This is a genomic window from Geodermatophilus chilensis, assembly GCF_002802985.1.
GTDB lineage: Bacteria > Actinomycetota > Actinomycetes > Mycobacteriales > Geodermatophilaceae > Geodermatophilus > Geodermatophilus chilensis.
This window is the reverse complement of sequence record NZ_NVPT01000035.1, coordinates 1-19,757: the sequence shown is the minus strand read 5'-3', so window position 1 is coordinate 19,757 and position 19,757 is coordinate 1. Positions and strand designations below refer to the sequence as shown.

17 protein-coding genes and 2 pseudogenes are annotated in these 19,757 nt (G+C 73.3%); 7 read left to right on the top strand and 12 right to left on the bottom strand.

Features of this window, described 5'->3' with window-relative positions:
• Positions 1 to 137: 137 nt before the first annotated feature.
• From CNO22_RS08110 to CNO22_RS08095, 5 genes and pseudogenes are all read left to right on the top strand, one after another.
• Positions 138 to 338 carry a hypothetical protein gene (locus tag CNO22_RS08110; RefSeq protein ID WP_100498880.1) on the top strand — a complete coding sequence of 67 codons (201 nt, stop codon included), beginning with the start codon at positions 138 to 140 and terminating at the stop codon, positions 336 to 338.
• Between the two features lie 21 nt (positions 339 to 359).
• A pseudogene (locus tag CNO22_RS08105) lies at positions 360 to 593 on the top strand (OsmC family protein); the annotation flags it as partial.
• A 108-nt stretch (positions 594 to 701) separates the two neighbouring features.
• Entirely contained in the window at positions 702 to 1,094 is a 393-nt protein-coding gene (locus CNO22_RS29640; protein WP_269799574.1) for an FAD-dependent monooxygenase, read from the top strand.
• Positions 1,079 to 1,939, top strand: coding sequence for an FAD-dependent monooxygenase (locus CNO22_RS08100; RefSeq protein ID WP_269799573.1), 861 nt, complete (start codon positions 1,079 to 1,081; stop codon positions 1,937 to 1,939). The genes CNO22_RS29640 and CNO22_RS08100 overlap by 16 nt, the downstream gene beginning before the upstream one ends.
• 57 nt (positions 1,940 to 1,996) lie before the next feature.
• Positions 1,997 to 3,211 carry a cytochrome P450 family protein gene (locus CNO22_RS08095; protein ID WP_100498878.1) on the top strand — a complete coding sequence of 405 codons (1,215 nt, stop codon included), beginning with the start codon at positions 1,997 to 1,999 and terminating at the stop codon, positions 3,209 to 3,211.
• Positions 3,212 to 3,452: 241 nt separating this feature from the next.
• On the opposite strand, the gene CNO22_RS08090 is transcribed toward CNO22_RS08095, so the two are convergent.
• The 3 genes from CNO22_RS08090 to CNO22_RS27545 form a co-directional block, all read right to left on the bottom strand.
• A complete protein-coding gene (locus CNO22_RS08090; protein ID WP_232806884.1) occupies positions 3,453 to 4,607 on the bottom strand; it encodes an extracellular catalytic domain type 1 short-chain-length polyhydroxyalkanoate depolymerase in 1,155 nt (384 codons plus the stop codon).
• A gap of 137 nt (positions 4,608 to 4,744) precedes the next feature.
• Positions 4,745 to 5,140, bottom strand: coding sequence for a CopG family transcriptional regulator (locus tag CNO22_RS08085; protein ID WP_100498876.1), 396 nt, complete (start codon positions 5,138 to 5,140; stop codon positions 4,745 to 4,747).
• A gap of 281 nt (positions 5,141 to 5,421) precedes the next feature.
• Positions 5,422 to 5,598: a hypothetical protein gene (locus CNO22_RS27545; protein WP_157936854.1), complete on the bottom strand. Its 177-nt coding sequence runs from the start codon at positions 5,596 to 5,598 to the stop codon at positions 5,422 to 5,424.
• An 835-nt stretch (positions 5,599 to 6,433) separates the two neighbouring features.
• Here CNO22_RS27545 and CNO22_RS08080 point away from each other — a divergent pair.
• Together CNO22_RS08080 and CNO22_RS08075 are read left to right on the top strand one after the other, a co-directional pair.
• The gene (locus CNO22_RS08080) at positions 6,434 to 6,775 is read left to right on the top strand and encodes a hypothetical protein (RefSeq protein WP_157936853.1); all 342 of its coding nucleotides are present in this window, start codon (positions 6,434 to 6,436) and stop codon (positions 6,773 to 6,775) included.
• Between the two features lie 374 nt (positions 6,776 to 7,149).
• Entirely contained in the window at positions 7,150 to 8,118 is a 969-nt protein-coding gene (locus CNO22_RS08075) for a zinc-binding dehydrogenase (RefSeq protein WP_100498874.1), read from the top strand.
• 91 nt (positions 8,119 to 8,209) lie between these two features.
• Here the strand turns inward: CNO22_RS08075 and CNO22_RS08070 are convergent, their stop codons facing one another.
• The 9 genes and pseudogenes from CNO22_RS08070 to CNO22_RS08025 form a co-directional block, all read right to left on the bottom strand.
• On the bottom strand, positions 8,210 to 9,091 hold the full coding sequence (locus CNO22_RS08070) for an alpha/beta fold hydrolase (RefSeq protein WP_100498873.1): 882 nt from the start codon (positions 9,089 to 9,091) through the stop codon (positions 8,210 to 8,212).
• A complete protein-coding gene (locus CNO22_RS08065) occupies positions 9,088 to 10,278 on the bottom strand; it encodes an acyl-CoA dehydrogenase family protein (RefSeq protein WP_232806883.1) in 1,191 nt (396 codons plus the stop codon). The genes CNO22_RS08070 and CNO22_RS08065 overlap by 4 nt, the downstream gene beginning before the upstream one ends.
• Before the next feature lie 29 nt (positions 10,279 to 10,307).
• Positions 10,308 to 12,002 (bottom strand): PHA/PHB synthase family protein, encoded by a 1,695-nt coding sequence (locus CNO22_RS08060; RefSeq protein WP_100498871.1) that lies wholly within the window; start codon positions 12,000 to 12,002, stop codon positions 10,308 to 10,310.
• A gap of 245 nt (positions 12,003 to 12,247) precedes the next feature.
• Positions 12,248 to 12,769, bottom strand: a pseudogene (locus tag CNO22_RS28200) (LGFP repeat-containing protein); the annotation flags it as partial.
• 15 nt (positions 12,770 to 12,784) lie between these two features.
• On the bottom strand, positions 12,785 to 14,710 hold the full coding sequence (locus tag CNO22_RS08050) for a polysaccharide deacetylase family protein (protein ID WP_198588183.1): 1,926 nt from the start codon (positions 14,708 to 14,710) through the stop codon (positions 12,785 to 12,787).
• 119 nt (positions 14,711 to 14,829) lie between these two features.
• Positions 14,830 to 16,521, bottom strand: a complete 1,692-nt coding sequence (gene gdhA, locus CNO22_RS08045; RefSeq protein WP_269799575.1) for an NADP-specific glutamate dehydrogenase — start codon at positions 16,519 to 16,521, stop codon at positions 14,830 to 14,832.
• A gap of 245 nt (positions 16,522 to 16,766) precedes the next feature.
• A complete protein-coding gene (locus tag CNO22_RS08035) occupies positions 16,767 to 17,405 on the bottom strand; it encodes a superoxide dismutase family protein (RefSeq protein WP_100498868.1) in 639 nt (212 codons plus the stop codon).
• A 15-nt stretch (positions 17,406 to 17,420) separates the two neighbouring features.
• A complete protein-coding gene (locus CNO22_RS08030; protein ID WP_100498867.1) occupies positions 17,421 to 18,029 on the bottom strand; it encodes an ester cyclase in 609 nt (202 codons plus the stop codon).
• Complete coding sequence (locus CNO22_RS08025) at positions 18,017 to 19,657, bottom strand: phytoene desaturase family protein (RefSeq protein WP_100498866.1); 1,641 nt, start codon at positions 19,655 to 19,657, stop codon at positions 18,017 to 18,019. The genes CNO22_RS08030 and CNO22_RS08025 overlap by 13 nt, the downstream gene beginning before the upstream one ends.
• Positions 19,658 to 19,757 lie beyond the last annotated feature (100 nt).

Below are 19,757 nucleotides of genomic sequence, written 5' to 3'. Positions count from 1 at the left end.
CTAGCCCGACCAGACCCGACCCGGCGCGCCGCGGCCGTGCCGGCAGACCGCCCCGCGGGTCGTCCCCGCCGGCGTGTGTCCGATCCGCCACGGCGGGGAAAGCCCGACGACCACCACCGACGAGATCAGGAGGACCGGTGTCCGAGATCGCATACGTGTCAGAGGTCCGCGTCGAACGGCTGGGGGGACCGCTCCGGGCGGCCTACCTGCCGGGCGAGGAGGAGCCCATCGTGTACGGCATGCACGGGGCCATCGCCGAGCACTACGGGATGGAGCCGGGTGGGGCCCCGAGCCACGCCAGCACGATCGACCACGTGGTCGGCGCGGCTCTCGGTTAGCTCACCGGGACGTTCGCCGGGGCCCTGACGGCCCGGCGGATCGACCCCACCGGTCTGGTGGGGCACGCGCGCGGTGAGGTCGAACTGGAAGGCAAGGTCCTGGTGCTCAAGCGCATCGCGGTGACCTACACGGGGTTGGACGTCGCGGACCAGGACGCCGAGAAGGTCCAGCGGGTGCTGGCCGTCCACGCCGACGGCTGCCCCGTGGCGCGGAGCCTGAGGGGAGCCATCGAGATCACCACGCAGCTCGGTTGACCGGCGATGCACCGGCACCACGGGCCGCGCGCGCCGACCCGTGGTGCCGCACCCCAGCGGCGCAGGAGACTGGGCCGGCACAGGGACCGCCTGCGAGGGAGACCGACCATGGCCGAGCGCACCACGTGTCTGGTCGTAGGCGGCGGTCCCGCCGGCATGGTGCTGGGCCTGCTGATGGCCCGCGCCGGCGTCGAGGTGACCGTGCTGGAGAAGCACGCCGACTTCCTCCGCGACTTCCGCGGCGACACCGTGCACCCCTCGACGCTGCAGCTGCTCGACGAGCTGGGCCTCGCCGAGGAGTTCGCCCGGCTGCCGCACACGAAGCTGGAGCAGGTCGTCTTCCCCACGGGCGACGGCGGCACGGTGACCGTCGGGGACTTCCGCCGGCTGCCCGTCCCCTACCCCTACATCGCGATGACGCCGCAGTGGGACCTGCTGGATCTGCTGGCCGACGCCGGCCGGCGGGAGCGACGTTCACGCTGCGGATGTCGACCGAGATGACCGAGCTGGTCCGCGAGGACGGCCGGGTCCGCGGCGTGCGCTACCGGACGGCGGACGGCGTCACCGGCGAGATCCGCGCCGACCTCACCGTGGCCTGCGACGGGCGTCACTCGCTGGCGCGGCGGCAGGCGGGGCTGCGGCCGAGGGAGTTCGCCGTCCCCATCGACGCCTGGTGGTTCCGGGTCCCCCGGCTGCCCGGCGACCGCCCGGCCGCGCTGGCGCCGAAGGCGGCCCCCGGCCGGTTCGCCGTCGTCATCCCGCGCGAGACGTTCCTGCAGGTCGCCTACATCGGGCGCAAGGGTACCGACGCGCAGCTGCGGGCCCGCGGCATCGAGGCGTTCCGCGCGGACGTCGCCGAGCTGGTCCCGGAGTTCCGGGACCGGATGGACACGCTGCGCTCGATGGACGACGTCAAGCACCTCGACGTGCGGGTCGACCGGCTGGTGCAGTGGCACGTCGACGGGCTGCTGTGCATCGGGGACGCCGCGCACGCGATGTCGCCGGTGGGCGGGGTCGGGATCAACCTCGCCGTCCAGGACGCCGTGGCCGCCGCCACCCTGCTGGCCGAACCACTCCGGAACGGGGCCGTGGGCCCCTCCGACCTGGCCGCCGTGCGCGCCCGCCGGATCCTGCCGACCGTGGCCGTGCAGACCCTGCAGCGGGCGCTGCACCGCGCGCTGGTGGCGCCGCTCGTCGAGGGCCGGCGGGCGGGTCCGCCGAAGCCGGTGCTGGCACTGCTGCACCGGTTCCCCCAGCTCTCCGTCGTCCCGGCATACCTGATCGGGGTGGGGCTGCGGCCCGAGCACGCGCCGCCGTTCGCCCGACGCAGCCCGGTGGCCGGCTGACTCCCCCGGGGACCTCCGGACCTGGTGCGGGCGGGCTCGTCCCGACAGCCTCGGGCGATGGACCTCGCCGCCCCGGTCGTCCCGCTCGACGCGGCCTTCTTCGCCGATCCGCACGCGCTCTACGCGCGGCTGCGCGTCGAGGAGCCGGTGGCGCGGGCGGTGACCCCGGTCGGCATGCCGGTCTGGCTGGTGACCCGGTACGACGACGTCCGGGCGGCGCTCACCGACCCGCGGCTGGCCAAGGACGCCGACGGGTTCGCCCGGGTGCTGGAGCGCAAGCCGCTGCCGCCGGGGGCGCAGGCGGTGTTCGCCCAGGAGCTCAACCGGCACATGCTCAGCACCGACCCGCCCGACCACACGCGGCTGCGCAAGCTGGTCAGCCGGGCCTTCACGGTGCGGGCCATCGCCGCGCTGCGCCCGCGGATCGAGTCGATCGCCGGCCGGCTCGCCGACCGGATGGCCGCCGGGCCGGCGGAGGTGGACCTGATCGACGCCTTCGCCTTCCCGCTGCCGATGGGCGTCATCTGCGAGCTGCTGGGCGTGCCCGAGGGCGAGCGGACGTCGTTCCGCCGCTGGTCGAACACGCTGCTGGCCTCCGACGGCGCGGTCGACGCGCGCGCCGCCGCCGGGATGTCGATGGCCGTGTACCTGACCGACCTGGTGGCGCAGAAGCGGGCGCACCCGGCCGACGACGTGCTGTCGGCGATCGTCGCCGCCTCCGAGGACGCCGACCGGCTCTCGGCCGACGAGACGGTGTCCATGGCCTTCCTGCTGCTGGTCGCCGGCCACGAGACGACGGTGAACCTCATCGGCAACGGCGTGCTGGCGCTGCTGCGCCGTCCCGACCGGCTCGCCGAGCTGCGCGCCGACCCCGGCCTGGTGCCGGCCGCGGTCGAGGAGCTGCTGCGCCTGGACGGCCCGGTCAACCTGGCCACGTTCCGGCACACCACCGCGCCGGTCGAGATCGGCGGCACCGCCATCCCCGCCGGCGAGGTGGTGCTGGTGTCGCCCGCGTCGGCCAACCGCGACCCGGAGCACTACGCCGACCCCGACGAGCTGGACCTGCACCGCGACGCCGGCCACCTCGCCTTCGGGCACGGCATCCACCACTGCCTCGGCGCGCCGCTGGCCCGGCTCGAGGGCGAGGTCGCGTTCCGCACCCTGCTCGACCGCTTCCCCGACCTGGCCCTCGCCGTCGATCCCGCCGAGCTGACCTGGCGGCAGAGCATCCTCATGCGCGGCCTGACCCACCTCCCGGTGCGACTGCGCTGAACCGACTTGACCGAGCGCCGCGGGAACCCAGGGCCACGTGCGGACGCGGGCGAGTACGACTTATCAGGGGAAGGGAATGCCGTCCGGCTGCGCCAGCTCGAGGCGCCTCGCCCTCAAGGCGGCCTCAGTGACACCGTGACGGTCGGCGAAGCTAGCCTCGTGTGGTGATGCCGCCTGGTGCGCTTCTCAACGGTCATCCGTTGTCCACTCTGACGGCCACGGAACACCCCAGGCGTACCAGTCAGGACCCGAGGCTCTGCGCGAGGAAGAACCTGACCATCTCGGCGGACGCGTCGGGACCCATCGGATCTGTGTAGGACCCGACCGGGCTGCCGCCGTACCACGCGTGGCCGCCGCCGTGCACCGTCCAAGACTCGGCGAGGACGGCACCGTGGCCGTCGGTGTAGATAGTCTTCGTGCAGGCGTGGCGGTTTCCCGCGTCCAGATGCGTCGTCTCCGCCATCGAGATCTCAGCCGTAACGAGCCGAGCGGCGACGAGGTTATCGGCGTTCACCGGGGCCACGATCCCGTCCCGGTCGCCGTGGAACACGATCAACGGTGCCTTGCCGCCCGCCGCCGGGGAGCCCCCCATCCGCATGGCGACGAACGCCGAGGCGACGTCGTGGGCAACGCCGTAGGCAATGCCTGAGTGGACCCCCACCGCGGCGTAGAGGTCTGGGTAGGTTGCGGCCATCACGGCCGCCATTGCGCCGCCGGCGGACAGCCCCGCGACGTAGACCCGTCCCGGGTCGACCGCGTGGTCGGAGATGAGCTGTCGCGTGATGCCGGCGATGATCGACGGCTCCCCGGTATCGGCCTGCTGATCGGCCCGGGAGAACCAGTTCCAATAGCCGCCGCTGTTGACCGAACCGGACTGCTCGGGGTAGGCGACGAGAAAGGCGTGCTGCTCGGCGAGGTCGTTCATCCGGGTGCCGGCGGCGAAGTCAACGGCGTCCTGCCTGCCGCCGTGCAACATGACGATCAGCGGCAGCGGCGCGCCGGAGTAGCGGGTGGGTGTGTACAGGTCGTACGCCCGGGTCCCGGCAGGCTCGGTGTGACTGAGGTGGCGGATCTCGCCGCCGGGCGCGGCGGCCGCTGCGGCGATGTCGGGACGTGCCGGCCCCCGGTCGACGGTGGGCCCGCGGCCCAGCAGGTCCGCGAGCACGCTGCGCAGGCCCGCGCGCCGGTGTGCAGGCAGCGCCGCGCGGAGCCCGTCCAGCAGGGCGTCGGCGTTCGGCACCCCCGGGTGTCCTGGGAGCAGCAGTCCCGAGAACCCCGAGCGGGTGCCCTCCGGCCCAGAGGTCGGGACGATGGGCGCGGCGCCGAGGGTTCGCTGCAGGACGGCGAACGCCTCGTTCAGCTGGCCCGCACGGGTCAGCCTCAGTGCTTCGGACATGCCAGGACCACGATCGTCATCCATGGGAGCCCCTTCGGGGGTGTGGGATGTCGGCGCAGACCGGTCGGCCGGTGCCGTGCAACGCTTGCTGCTCCGCCCGGCTGGCAGACGCAGCGGCGCTCAGGTGTTGCGGCTGTTCACGTCGTGCGGGGCGCGAGGGCGGCCTTCACCGCCCGTGGGGCACGGAAGGCGCCGAGGACCTCGACGGAGGCGATCGTCGCCAGAGCCAGCTCGGGGGTGACGTCGTCAGCGACGGTCGCGAGCCCGAGGACCCTGAGTTCGATGGTCTGGCCCGCATCCCGGAGCGCCTCGAGATCGCGCCGACTGAGGTGCTGGACGCCCAGCGTCAACGTCCGGCGCGCGACCGTGTCGTCGAGCGTGGCGGCCCGGCTCTCGAGCTGGCGCCGGATCGCCGTGCGGATGAAGTCCGTGCGGTTGGCGTAGAAGCCCTCGTTGACGAGCAGGTCGATCTGGCCGAGGTCCACGAGCCCGATGTTGATGGTGATCTTCTCGGTCTTGTCGACTTCGGCCACCTGCGCCCTCCCTCCGAGGCCATCCTTCTACCATCCCATGGGATGGTGCAAGAGAAGCGATGGTCGCGCAGCCTCCCCGCGCGTGGGTGCGTGAACCGCCGCGGGGGCAGCCACCGCGAAAGGTCCCCGAACGCCACCGGCCCGGCTCTGCAGAGCAGAGCCGGGCCGGGAACGTGGTGAGCTAGTCGGAATGTCCCGCTGGCCACGTCCGGGACATCGCTGTCCGAACTCGGGACATCGCTGTCCGGGCCAGCGTGGACATCTCCTGACCGTTCACAGCGCTAGCTGCGCCGGTACGGGTCGATCTGCAGGTTCTCGATCAGTCGGATCTGCTCGGCAGTCACCTCTACCGAAGCCTCCGTCGCGTACTTCAGCTCCAGCTCATCGAGGACCCGGCGCTCCTCCTGCGCGTCGCGCATGTCCTGCCGGTCCCGATCGGTGAACCACCGGATAGTCACGCCGGGGAGGCTCCTCGGATCGGTGGCTGCGCGCAACGTCGATGAGGCCGCACCTGTGTCCCTAAATGGGCCGCTCAGGGACATGCGGTCGTATCCGTGGCCAGACGGGCCGGCGCCAGGGGCGTCGGGGTCATCGCCGTCGAGCGTTCCCGCGGGAACGTCGTCAAGCCGCCCGCCTCGACCACTGTTCCCGCGGGACGTCCGGCGACGTCCGACCGCGTCCTCTGCGCAGCTTGACCCGCCTGCCGAGGCGGCTGCGCAGACCGCCTGTGCGCGGGCCGTTGCCGGGGCACAGTGGCCCGCAACGGCCTGGTGTGCGCGGCAGGGACTGTCGGCCGACGTGCTGCAGGTCGGCGAACTCCCCGCCCTCAACCCCGGTTTCGGCAAGGTGCGGTCCGACTGTCCTGTCCAGGGTCGACCCGGGCGACACCGAGAAGCGCAGCGGGTTGCTGGGCAACCCGATGGTCTTCCGCGGGTCTGCCGCACAGCGACGGCGCCGGAGCCGTGGAGGCGGTCGGCAACGAGGCCGACCCCGCGCAGGTCGGCCGGGGGGTGTCGGTGTGGGCGCCCAGTCCCACCGGCCGTCGGCACGGCAGCGCGGTACGCCTTGACGCCGTTGTCCTGGCCGTCGTCGGCGTGGTGGCCGCCCGCACCAGTCGCCCGCGTGATGCTCGCCCCGCTGAGACGTGCTCGCCGTGGTCGCTGGTCGATCGCGTCGGCCCCCGCGCGGAGGGACCCGGCCGGCCCGAGGCACGGCTTACCAGGGGACCTCGGCCGGCGGAGGGTCCTCGCTACCTGCACTCCAGGGCGACCCGACCAGTGCGATGGTCGTTCCGTGATCGTGGCCAGTCGTGAGGACATCGCAGAACAACCCTGGCTGCATAAAGAGCACGACCTGGCGCGAGCCGTGCTCGACACCGACGACACCACCCACCGGCGGATCATGGAGCTCGCCGCTGAGCCGTCCACGGGCTCCTGGCCGCACTGCCAGGTGGACCAGCTGCTGGTCGCGGCCGCCGTCGAGGTCCTCACCGGTGCGCGCCGCCAGCCTCGACGCTGGCGGGCTCGGTCCGAGGACCGGTTGTCCTCGTTCTGGCGGGGGGTCGGTCCCGACCGGGACCGCCGCAGTCAGCAGGACCCGGTGGCCGACGTCCTGCGCTTCCTGGACGAGGGCTGAGCCAGCCGCTCGATCCGCACACGGTGAGGCGGAGACCGGAGGCCCGTGCCGGCATCGACGGCGCCGGCGGGGATGGTGGCCCGACGGCCTCGGCCACAGCCTCGGCCCACGGGTTGCCACGCCTGGCCCGTGCGTCCGTCGTGGAGGGGAGCTGCCCGTTCGAGCCGGGCCTGTGCAGGCACCCGGGGTGGGCGCGCCCGACCGCGCCCACCCCGGCCACCGCTCCCCTGACTCTCGGCGCGGGCCTGTGCGAGCCGAGCACCCTGGCCGCGTTCCTGCGGGAACGCCTCGGCGCGCAGCGCCGCGGCAGACGAGCACCCGGATCCGTGGTCTGCTGCGGTGCAGGACCTCGGAGCGGCCGATCGGGAGGACGCGTGCGACGCATCGTGTGTCGGGAGTTCGGTCCGGTCGACCGGCTGTCGATCGTCGAGGAACCCGACCCCGCACCGGGGCCCGGCGAGGTCGTCGTGGGCGTCGAGGCCGTGGCGGTCAGCTTCGTCGACGGCCTGATGGTGGAGGGGCGCTACCAGGTGCGGCCGCCGCTGCCCTGGACGCCGGGGTCCGCGGTCGCCGGCCGGGTGCGCGCCGTCGGTGCCGGCGTCCACACCGCCGCGGTCGGCGACCCGGTGGCCGTGCTGTCGATGGCCGGTGGCGGGTTCGCCACCGACCTCGTGGTCCGTGCCTCCGCACTGTGCCCCCTGCCGCCGGGCCTGGCGCCGGACCTCGCGGCCACCGCGATCGAGAACTACAGCACCATGTCCTTCGCCCTGACCCACCGCGTGCGCGTCGAGCCCGGCGAGTGGGTCCTCGTGCTGGGCGCGGGCGGGGCCATCGGCCTGGCCGCGGTGGACGTCGCCCGCGCGGCCGGTGCCCGGGTGGTCGCCGCCGCCTCCAGCGCGGCCAAGCGGGCCGCGGCCGAGGCCGCCGGTGCCGAGGTCGTCCTCGACTACACCGACCTCAAGGACCGCGTCCGGGAGGTGACCGGCGGCGGGGCGGACGTCGTCGTCGACCCGGTCGGCGGCCCGCTGGCCGAGACGGCGCTGCGCTCGCTCACCGCCCACGGCCGGTTCTGCGTACTCGGGTTCGCCGGCGGGGAGATCCCCCGGCTGCCGGCCAACGTCGTCCTGCTGCGCAACCGCAGCGTCATCGGCGTGGACTGGGGCGACTGGGCCCGGACGCAGCCCGACGCGGCGACCGCGCTCGTGGCCGACGTCCTCGGCCGCGTCGCGCGCAGCGAGCTGCGGCCCCCGGTGCCCACCCGGCTCCCGCTCGACGAGGCCGCGCGCGCCCTGACGCTGCTGGCCCGGCGGGAGGTCGTCGGCAAGCTCGCCCTGGTCCCCTGACCGGAAACGCGTTGCACCTTGGCGGGAACCGGGAGGTGCGGACGGCGGATCAGCACCTACGAGACGCAGTCCACCCGGCGGGTGGTCGCGGTCACCGAGGCGCTGTGGTTCCGCCGCGCGGGCGGGCTGTCGGCCTGGACGCACCGACTCCGACCATCGCCGGCACCGGCTCGCCGTCGAGGAACCCGGTGACCAGGCCGGCCATCTCGGCCGGGCGCTCGAGGATGAACAGGTGTCCCCCGCCCCGGACGACGTGCAGCGCGGCGTTCGGGATGCGCCAGGCGAGGATCCGCCCGTTGACCAGCGGGATGATCGGGTCGTCGTCCCCCGCCAGGACCAGCGTCGGCTGCCGGAGGGTGTGCAGCCACGGCATGCTGCTCCACCCGGTGATCGCGTAGAGCTGGCCGACGTACCCGGCCAGCGACGGAGGCCGCACCCGGCCGATGACCGTGCGCAGCAGCCGGCGCGGGTCGGTGCGGGCCATGCCGCCGTAGATGCGCCCGGCGATCTGCAGGTAGTGCTCGGGGTCGCGGTAGCGGCGCGGCGTCGTCAGCGCCAGCAGGGCCGACGGCGCCCCCGGCATGCCACCCAGCCCGGGGGCGGTGGCCGCGAGCACCAGGCCCCGAACCCGCTCGGGCGCTTGGCGGGCCAGCTGCTGGGCCACCACGCCGCCGAGCGAGACGCCGAAGACGTCGACCCGGTCGAGCCCGAGGGCGTCCAGCAGCCCGGTCACGGTCCGCACCAGGCCCGGCATCCGCCGCGGGCTCCGGTACGGCGTCGAGCCGCCGATGCCGGGCGCGTCGAAGCTGATGACCTGCCGGCCGCGGGCGACGAGCTCCTGCTCGAACGGCTCGGCCAGCTCCAGGCTGGCGCCCAGGCCGGTGATGAGCAGCAGCGGCCGCCCCGAGCCGCGGACCGACGTCCGCAGCCGCACCTCCCCCACCCGGATGGTGCGGACCTGCGCCGGCGTCATGCGAACGCCGAGGCGCCGGTGATGTCCCGGCCGACGATGAGGGTCTGGATGGTCTCGGTGCCCTCGAAGGTGTGGATCGACTCGATGTCGGCCATGTGCCGGATGACGTGGAAGTCCAGCAGGATCCCGTTGCCGCCCATCAGGTCGCGGGCCTCGGCGAGCACGGCGCGGGCGGTGCTGGTGTTGTGCGCCTTGGCCAGCCCGGCCAGCGTCGGCTCGACCCGGCCGGCCAGCGCCAGGTCGGCCAGCCGCCGGCAGTACAGCTGCATCGAGGTGACCTTGGCCAGCATCCCGACCAGTCGCTCCTGGATCAGCTGGAACTCCACCAACCGCTTGCCGAACTGCCTGCGGCGCCCGGCGTAGGTCAGCGCCGCCTCGTACCCGGCCACGGCGTGCCCGAGGGCCATCCAGGCGCAGGAGCCGCGGGTGGTCGCCAGCACCGCGCCGGCGTCCTTGAAGCTGCGCGAGCCGGGCAGGTGGTTCTCGGCCGGGACGCGCACGTCCTCCAGCTCGATCTCGGCCTGCCACACCGCGCGCAGCGAGCCCTTCCCCTCGATCCGGCGCGCCCGGTAGCCCGGCGTCCCCTTCTCGACGAGGAAGCCCTTGACCTGCCCGTCGTCGGTGTCGCGGGCCCAGACCACGACGACGTCGGCGACGGTGCCGTTCCCGATCCACTTCTTCGACCCGTCGAGCACGTAGGAGTCGCCGTCCCTGCGGGCCGACGTCTCCAGCGCGATCGAGTCCGAGCCGTGCTCGGGCTCGGTGAGCGCGAAGGCACCGAGCTCCTCGCAGCGGGCCAGCGGTGGCAGCCACCGCTGCTTCTGCTCCTCCGAGCCCAGCATGGCGATCGACTTCATCGCCAGCCCCGCCTGGACGCCGAGGAAGGTGCCCAGGCTGCCGTCGCCGCGGTTGAGCTCCATGTGCACCAGGCCGGCGGAGAGCGCGTCCATCGGCGGGCAGCCGTAGCCCTCGATGCCGTCGCCCACCAGGCCCGCCGCGCCCAGCTTCCCGGCCAGTTCCCGGGGGAACTCCGCGCGCTCCCAGTAGCCGTTGATCACCGGCAGCACCTCGTCCTCGACGAAGGCCCGGGTGCGCAGCAGGTGGTCCATCTGCTCCGGTGAGAGCTCGTCGCGCAGCTGGAAGTAGTCGGTGGACAGCGCGTGGCCGATGCCCTCTGCCAGGTCCACGGAGGTCCCCTCCAGCCGGGTGCCGGCGGTCACTTGTCCCGCACGTAGCTGCCCGGCGCGTCCTCGCGGACGCGGAACCGGGCACTGCCGAGCTGCTCGGGCGCGTCCTTGTCCGGTCCCGACCGTTCCCCGAGCCACGCGGAGTAGTCCGGCCACCAGGAGCCCTTCTCGGTGCGGGCGGTGTCGGCCCACTCCTCGACCGCGGCCGAGTTGTCGTCGGTGACCCGGTAACTGGACTTGGGGTTGCCCGGCGGGTTCACCAGCGCCGCGATGTGCCCGTTGGTGGAGAGCACGAAGCGCATCTTGCCGCCGAGCAGCTGGCTGCTGCGGTAGCAGGACTGCCACGGGCAGATGTGGTCCGCGGACCCGGCCAGCACGTAGGAGTCGACGGTGACCTGGCTCAGGTCCACCTCGGTGCCGAGCACGGTCACGCTGCCGGGGCGGGTCAGCTTGTTGTGCAGCGCGACGTCGACGAAGTCGGCGTGCAGCTGGGCGGTCATCCGCGTGGTGTCGGAGTTCCAGGAGAGGATGTCGAACTTCGGCGGCTGCTTGCCCTGCAGGTAGTTGTTGACCCAGTAGTTCCAGATGAGGTCGTTGGGCCGCAGCCAGGCGAACACCTCGGCCAGCTTGCGGCCGTCGAGGTAGCCGGCGCGCCGGGAGGCCTCGACCGACCCTGCGGCGGTGTCCTCGTCCATCATCGCGCCGGTCAGGCCGGCGCGGGTCTGGTCCAGCACGGTCACCAGCAGGCTCAGGCTGGCCAGCCGGTCCTGCCGGCCCGTGGCCGCCAGGACGGCGGAGGTCATGCTGGCCAGGATGCCGCCCGAGCAGGTGCCCATGAGGTGCGTGGCCTCGACGCCGCAGATCTCCTCGACCGCGTCGAGGGCGTCGAGGATGGCCGTGATGTAGGTGTCGAAGCCCCAGTCGCGGTGCCGGGCGTGGGGGTTGCGCCAGGAGACCATGAAGACCTGCTGGCCCTGGCCGACGAGGTGCTCGACCAGGCTGCGCCCGGGCGCGAGGTCGAGCACGTAGTACTTGTTGATGGTCGGCGGCACGATGACCACCGGCACCGTCCGGACGGTCGGCGTCGTCGGCCGGTACTGGATCAGCTCGAACACCGGCGTGCGCAGCACCACCGCCCCGGGCGTGACCGCCAGGTCCCTGCCCACCTCGTAGGCGCTCGGGTCCACCATCGTCGGCACCCGCGGCGCGGTGGCCAGGTCGCGCACCAGGTTCCGCGGGCCGCGGACGATGTTGGCGCCCGCGGTGTCGATGACGGCCTTCCACGCGACCGGGCTGAGCAGCGGGTTGTTGCTGGGCGCGAGCGCGTCGACGAGGTTGGTGCCGGCGAAGCGCACCCGCTCGGCGTCCCGCCACTCCAGCGGGACGTCGTGCAGCAGCCCCAGCGCGGTCTCGCCCGTGACCAGGTAGGCCTGCACCAGCCGCCGCAGCAGCGGGTTCTCCGTCCACGCCGGGTCGGCGAAGCGCCGGTCCCGGCTGGAGGGGGCCAGCTCGCAGGTGCCGACGGCGATCTGCACCAGCTGGCCGGCCAGCGACCGGGCCCGCGCGGCCACCTTGTCCGGACGCCGGGCCAGCCCGCCCAGGAACTTCAGCCCCGGCTTCCCCGGGGACAGCCGGCGCAGCGTCCCCTGCGCCGCCTGGGTCAGCAGCAGGTCCAGCGGCCCCGCCGCCCCGGCCACCTCACGCGTGTCGTCCACCGATGCCATGCCGGTTCCCCTCTCCCACGACTCCCCCGCCCGGCGACCCAGCGGTGCACGGGCGGACGCTGTCCGCATCATGCCCACGCAGCGCGCTCGCACGCACGCGCGCCGAGGATCGCGGTGCCCCGCGAGGTCGGGCTGCCCTGCGGTCTGCGCCGCCGTCGAACCATGGTGGACACCGACACGACGCCCCGGTAGTCCGCAGGTGCCGTCGGTCCCCCTTTCGGGCCGGACCCTCGAGCCGGCCGAGATCAGTCCTGCGCGGCGGTGCCGGCCCGGTCCGGCTCCGCCTGAGCGGGAGCCTCCGCCGTGGCGGGAGCCTCCGCCGTGGCCGGAGCCTCGGTGGGAACAGCCGTCGTGGCCGTCGGGGTGCTCTGCGTCTGGGTCTCCTCGGCAGCCCCCTGTTCCTGCGTCGGGGCCGACGGCGTCCGGTGCGCCGTGCTCGGCGCCTGCGGCTCGGTCACGACCTCCGCGTCGGGCTGGAGGGGGATCGGGTCGGGCTGGGACCGAGCCACGACCACCTGCAGGCGGACCGTGCCGTCCGAGCCCGCCTCGAGGACCCCCTTGGTGAAGTGCTGCCGCGTCACCCCGTCGGCCTCCACCACTGCCGCCGAGATCGGCCGGCCGAGGCCGACGTCGCCGCCTTCGGCCGTCCACGTCGTGGCGAAGGCGCCCAGGACCGGGATCGCACCGTCGGGCGTCAGGTACAGCACGCCGCCGGTGAACTCCGCCCAGCTGGTACCGGGCTCCGCACCGGTGCGCTGCCCGCCGAGGGGGTAGCCGAGGGCTCACCGCTCTCGCTGCAGGGCCACCCAGGCGTCCCGCAGGCTGCCCCGGAGGACCTGGGGGCCGCCCTGCGCGGTCCATGCGACGGTGCCGCCCTGGAACTCCTGCGAGCTCCCGGCGCTCGTCGTCACGACGCCCGCCGCGGGATAGCCCAGGACGCCGTTCTCCCAGCCGAGCGAGGCCCACCTGTCGCGGATCGGGCCGTTCATCACGGGCTGGACGCCGGTGGCGGCGCTCCAGTACAGGTGACCGTGCTGGAAGGACTGCTGCCGGCCCCTGCGGTCCGGGAGCGTCCACTCCTCGCCCACCGGGTAGCCGAGCGATCCGTTCTCCCAGCCCATCGAGGCCCACGTGTCGCGGATCGCACCCGGGCGCACGATGCGCGCACCGGAGCTCTGGGACCAGTAGACCCAGCCCCTCTGGTAGGCCTGCAGCACGCCCTTGCCGCCCGAGAGCCGGACCTCGTTGCTCGTCGGGTACCCGAGCGAACCGGTCACCCGGCCGGCCGAGTTCCATCGGTGCCGGATCGCGCCACGGACCTCCCGCGCACCGGTCGTCGGGCTCCAGTAGACCGCGCCTCGCTGGTACTCCTGGTACACGCCCTTCTTGTCGGCCGTGAACCGCTCGTCGGTCGTGGGGTAGCCCAGACCGGACTCGTGTCCGAGCTGGCTCCAGCGGTCCCGGATCGCCCCACGGAGCTCGTGCGCTCCCGTGGCCGGGCTCCAGTAGATCGCCCCCCGCTCGAACACGCTGGAGCGCCCGATGCCGTCCGGGCTGGTGAGCTCGCCGGTCACCGGGTAGCCCAGACCGAACTCCCAGCCGAGCTGACCCCAGCGCTGCCGGATCCCCCCGTACACCTCCCAGGCGCCCGTCGTGGCCGTCCAGTAGATCGAGCCGCCCTGGAAGTGCTGGTACACGCCGCGACGGTCGGCCGAGAGGGCCTCGTCCGTGACCGGCATCCCGAGGTGGCTCGTCTCGTACCCGATCTGCCGGTAGCGGTCCCAGATGGCGCCACGCAGCGCGTGGGCGCCCGTGGACGGGCTCCAGTAGATGCCCCCGCCCTGGTAGACGGTGGCCCGGCCCCGGTTGCCCGGGAGCGGGATCTCGCCGGAGACCGGAGCGCCCAGCGCCCACTCACCGTTGATCCGGTTGTAGTGGTCGGAGATCTGCGTCCCCGACCACCGCCCCGTCACGTCGGTGAAGTAGTACCCGTGCTGGCGGTAGTGGTCGATGATCCGCTGGACTGCGCCGACCGTGTTCTGCCGGTAGTTGCCGTTGGAGCCGTCGTGCATCAGGACGTTGGCGTGGTCGTGCCACGGCCCGACGGCCCGACCGACGAGTTCGTCCTGGAACTGCGGCGAAAGGCCGTCGGGCGTGGTGTAGTCGGCGGTGTTGTGCGTCCAGTTGGCCACGCTCATGCCGCGGGCGCGGGCCTCCTGCAGCGTGACGTCGGAGGCCTGTCCGTACGGGGCACGGAACGAGCACGGGGTCACCCCCGTCGTGCGGCGGATGACGTCCGTGGTCATGTCCATCTGCCACGCCTGGTCACGCCGGGACAGCCGATCGAACAGCGGGTGGTCCCAGGAGTGGTTCCCGATGGTGTGCCCCTCGGCGGCGATGCGCCGGGTGAGGTCCGGGTACTTCTCGACCTCGGCGCCGACCAGGTAGAATGTGGCCTTGACGCCGTTGCGACGCAGGATGTCGAGCAGCTGCGGGGTCCACCTCGGGCTGGGGCCGTCGTCGAACGTGAGGGCGACCGTCCGGGGCGCGGTCGCAGGTGTGCCGTACAGGATGCGGTCGTAGGCCGGACCACACGGCACGTTGCCGGGGGCCGCGGTGGCGGTCGCCGGGGCCGCCACCACCAGGAGCCCGGTCAGGAAGGCGAGCACCAGGGTCAGGCAGGCCCCGTTGGATCTCCGGCGGCGCACGTTTCCTCCCACTGTGAGGAGGACTTCCTACACGAAGCGTGGGCATACCGCCCCGCAGCGTCCTCCTCGTCGGCGTGTCACGTCCGCCGAGGGGCCGCTCCGGGCTCCTGTACGAGGCGTCAGACCAGGCCGAGGGCGTGCACCGCCTCCGCGACCTGCAGGAACCCCGCGACGTTGGCCCCCAGCACGAGGTCGCCCGGGGAGCCGTACTCCTCGGCCGTCCGGTGGCAGCGGGTGTGGATGTCGCGCATGACCTCCTCGAGGCGGGCCTCGGTGTGCTCGAAGGTCCAGCGGTCCCGCGACGCGTTCTGCTGCATCTCCAGCGCGGAGGTGGCGACCCCGCCGGCGTTGGCCGCCTTGCCCGGCGCGAAGGCGATCCCGGCCTCGCGGAAGACCCGCACCGCGTCCGGGGTGGAGGGCATGTTGGCGCCCTCGACGACGTACCGGCACGCGTTGCGGGCCAGCGTCGCGGCGGCGTCGCCGTCCAGCTCGTTCTGCGTGGCGCTGGGGATCGCGATGTCGCACGGGACGTCCCAGATGCTGCCGCCCGCGACGAAGGTCGCCGAGGCCACCCGCTCGGCGTAGTCGCTGATCCGGCCGCGCTCGACCTCCTTGACCTGCTTGAGGACGTCGAGGTCGAGGCCCTTCTCGTCGACGACGTAGCCGGTGGAGTCCGAGCACGCGACCGCGGTGCCGCCGAGCTGGTGCACCTTCTCGATGCCGTAGACGGCGACGTTGCCCGACCCGGAGACGACGACCCGCCGCCCGTCGAAGGACTCCCCGCGCGCCTTCAGCATCTCGTCGGCGAAGAAGGCCGCGCCGTAGCCGGTGGCCTCGGTGCGCACGAGCGAGCCGCCCCAGCCCAGGCCCTTGCCGGTGAGCACGCCGGACTCGTAGCGGTTGGTGATCCGCTTGTACTGGCCGAACAGGTAGCCGATCTCCCGGCTGCCGACGCCGATGTCGCCGGCCGGCACGTCGGTGTACTCGCCCAGGTGGCGGTAGAGCTCGGTCATGAACGACTGGCAGAACCGCATGATCTCGGCGTCCGAGCGGCCCTTGGGGTCGAAGTCGGAGCCGCCCTTGCCACCGCCGATCGGCATCCCGGTCAGGGCGTTCTTGAAGATCTGCTCGAAGCCCAGGAACTTGACGATGCTCAGGTTCACCGACGGGTGGAAGCGCAGGCCGCCCTTGTACGGGCCCAGGGCCGAGTTGAACTCCACCCGGAAGCCCCGGTTGATGTGCACCTCGCCGCGGTCGTCCTGCCAGGGCACGCGGAAGATGACCTGCCGCTCGGGCTCGCAGATCCGCTCGACGGTCTTCATCTCGGTGTACTCGGAGTGCCGCGCCAGCACGACGGCGAGGGACTCGAGCACCTCGCGGACGGCCTGGTGGAACTCGGTCTCACCCGGGTTGCGGCGGAGGACGTCCTCGTAGATCTGCTCCACGACCGGCGGCACGTCTGCGTTCACTGCTCTCCGATCCTCGCGCCCGGGCTGCACCGGGCGGTCCTCGGCGACCGTACGAGTCCGGTGGAACGGGAGCGTCCGCGGGGTCGCGGACACCGGCCAGCGGGCGAGCTGGCGGCTGATCACCAGCCGCTGGATCTGGTTGGTGCCCTCGAGGATCTGCATGACCTCGGCCTCGCGCATGTACCGCTCGACGGGGAAGTCGCGGGTGTAGCCGTAGCCGCCGAGCACCTGGACGGCGTCGGTGGTCACCCTCATCGCCGCGTCGGTGGCGACCAGCTCGGCCACGGACGCCTGCCGGCTGTGGGGACGGCGGGCGTCGGGGTGACCGTGCTGGAGGAGCAGGCCGACTTCCTCCCCGACTCCCGCGGCGCCACCGTGCCTCCCTCGACGCCGCAGCGGCTCGACGAGTTGGTCCGGCCGACGAGTCCGCCCCGTCAGTAGACGTCGAACACCTCGCTGGTCTCCCGGTCCAGTTCCATCCCGTCGCTGTCGACGAGGATGAAGGTGACGGTGACGGTGACGGACGGTCCGAGGTGACCGGGCCCTGCTGCCGACCCGCGGATCGATCGCGTCGGGGACGCGGGGGATCAGCCCTCGACCGGTCCGCAGGCGATGCGGCCTCCGGCGTCGCCGGTGTTCCGCGTCATCTCGTCGGGGCCACCGGGTGCGTAGCGCTCGGGGATGTGCGCGTAGTTGTCCCGGTCGGCGTGCACCATGACCGCGCTGCCGTCCTCGTCGGTGAGCTGGTCGAGGGTCAGCGCGTCGGTGACGGCCGTGAGGGCCCCGGTGCCCGCCTCGGTCACGTACAGCAGCGGCAGGTCGCCGGCGTGCTCCCCGTGGTCGGCCTCCCCGGCGCCGATGTGCCCGCCGGCCGACAGGAAGTCCCCCGTCATCGAGGGGTCGGCCGGGCTGGGGCTGTCCGGCTCGCAGAGGCCGACGGCGTGCAGGTGGAACCCGTGGAAGCCCGGCGGGAGGCCGGTCACGCGGACGTCGACCTGCGTGCCGCCCTCCACCTCGGTGAGGGTCGCGACGCCCACTTCCCCGCCCTCTGGGTCGACCAGCCGGGCCGTGAGCTCCCCGGCACCGGCCTCGGGCGACGCGGAGTCCGCGGCCGCGGTGCCTCCGCCGGTGGACGCCGACGGCGCCTCGTCGGCACCCGCGCAGCCGCCGACGACGACGGTGAGCGCACACGCGGACAGGACCGAGGTGGCGACCGGTCGGCGCATCGGATCCTCCTGGGATCAGTCGGGCGGCGGCGCTCCGTCAGCGTCCTCCGGTGGGGCGCCCCCGGGCCAGGCCCTCGGTCCCCGGCCACCGCGCCGGGCCCGGTGTGTCGCCACGCCGCGCCGGGGCGAACGCAACAGGACGGCCACCCGCAGGCCCATCCGCCCCCAACGGGTCTCGGCGAGGCCGAGCGGGGGGAACAGGCCCAGCTGACCGAGGATCCCGGCGAGATCGACGTAGAAGGTGTCCTCGGCCAGCCGGCCCTCCCGCATCCGCACGAAGCTGACCGCCCGGATGCGCAGGGGCCGACCGGTGGGCGGGATGCCGAACAGCGACCCGAGGTGGGTGCCGGTGATCGTGTACTCCTCGGCGACGCAGTCCCCGTGCGGCAGCCGCGTGGTGAGGTCGAGCCGGAGGTCGGGGAGGGCGGTGAAGAGCGTCCTCAGGTAGTCGCCGACCTCGCGCTTCCCCCGGTAGGTGCGTCCCCGGGCCACGTCGTGCCAGGTGATCTGCTCGTCGTAGTGCGCCAGGATGCCGGCGACGTCGCGACGGTTCCACTGCGGGACGACCGCCGCCATGGTGTCCAGGTTCCGCTGCTCCGTCGGGGTGAGCGTCAGTGCGTCCACGTCGGGTGCCCTCCGGCGTCGGCGAGCACCATGCCCGCGGTGTTGTAGCCCGACAGCACCACCCAAGGCAGGCCGGCGCTGGGCGTCGTCCAGTGCCCGGCCAGGTAGAGGCCCGGCAGCGGCGAGCGCTGCTGCGGCCGGGCCCGCGTGAGCGTCTCCGGCACGAAGGCCCACCCGGCGAAGGCGCCGTCGGCGTTGTGGGTGCGCCGGACCATGTCCTGCGGCGTGTACACGCGCCGGACGACGACGTGCTTCCCGAGGTCCGGGATGAGCTCCTCGGCGCGGCGGACGAACGTGTCGGCGACGGCCTCCTTGTCGCGGTCCCAGTCGATGCCGGCGCTGTCGAGCCGGGTCGGGCACTCGAGCTTGACCGAGTGCATCCCGCGCGGCGCGAGCTCCGGCTGGTGGAACGAGGCGACGTAGAGGTAGTAGGCCGCCTCCTCGACGTTGCCCATCGGGAAGTTCGCCATCGCCTTGTCGACGTCGCGGTGCGGGTAGACGAAGTTCAGCCGCTTGAGGTCCAGCTCCGGCGCGGACAGGTCGAGGTCGACCCCCAGCTGGACCTGGAAGAACGTCGGTGTGGTGGGCATGGTCTCCACGCGGGTGCGCAGCCGGCGGGGGACGACGTCGGCGGGCAGCTGCTCGGTGTAGAGCCGGCGGGCGTCGGAGGCGCACACCACCGCCCCCGCGGTGTACTCCCGGCCGTCGGCGGTCCGCACGCCGCGCGCCCGACCGCCCGACACGAGCACCCGGTCCACCTCGGCGCCGGTCACGACGGTCCCGCCGGCGTCCAGGAACATCTCCCGGAGCACCTCGGCGAGCCGGCCGAAGCCGCCCTTGGGCATCCACATGGGGCGCAGGGCGTGCACCAGGAACACCGAGGCGATCACCGCGGACAGCTCCGAGGGCGCGGTGCCGATCCCGACGCAGAGCATGGACAGGGTCGCCTTGAGGTCCGGGTCGCGCAGGTGCTCGTCGAGCATCTGCTGCAGCGTCCGGTTCTGGTACTTCAGCAGGGTGTGCCCGGGCAGGTGCAGCCGGCCGGCCAGCGGCGCGACGGCGTCCCCGAGCCACGGCCGCTGGAACTGCTCGAGCAGCCGGTCGAGCGGCCGGCGCTGCCCGGGGGCGTCGGCGATCCGGAAGGAGGGCACCACGGTCTCCAGGTCGGCGACCATCCGCTCCATGTCCAGCAGCAGCCGGGTGATCCCCGCCCGCTCGTCGGGGTACCGGCGGGACAGGCGCTCGGCGGCCATCGTGAGGTCGGCCGGGATCTCGGTCCGGGCGTCCGGGAAGACGCACTGGAAGGTCTGCCGGTCGGGGACCATCTCGATCCGCTGGTCGATCCCGAGCCGCTCGAACACCTGCCGCGCCGGCGACCCCAGCCGGTAGGCCAGCAGGATGTGGCCGCCGTGGTCCCAGGTGAAGCCCTGCTCCCCGTCGCCGTGGGCGTACCCGCCGACGTCCGGGTTTTTCTCCAGCAGCAGCGTCCGCGCGCCCTGCTGGGCGAGCGTCAGCGCGGCGGTGAGCCCGCCGGCGCCGGCCCCGGTCACGATGGCGTCGTAGTGCGTCCCCGGGCTCGCCGTCGCGGCGGCGCTGCGGGGGTCGGGGGCGGGCGGTCGTCCTGGCACGGGCTCCTCCTCGGGCTGTCTCTTATACCCATCCGACGCTGCCGACGACCCCTTCCTCGCACTTCCCCGTGGTCGGCGGCTCGTTCACATAAAACTATCA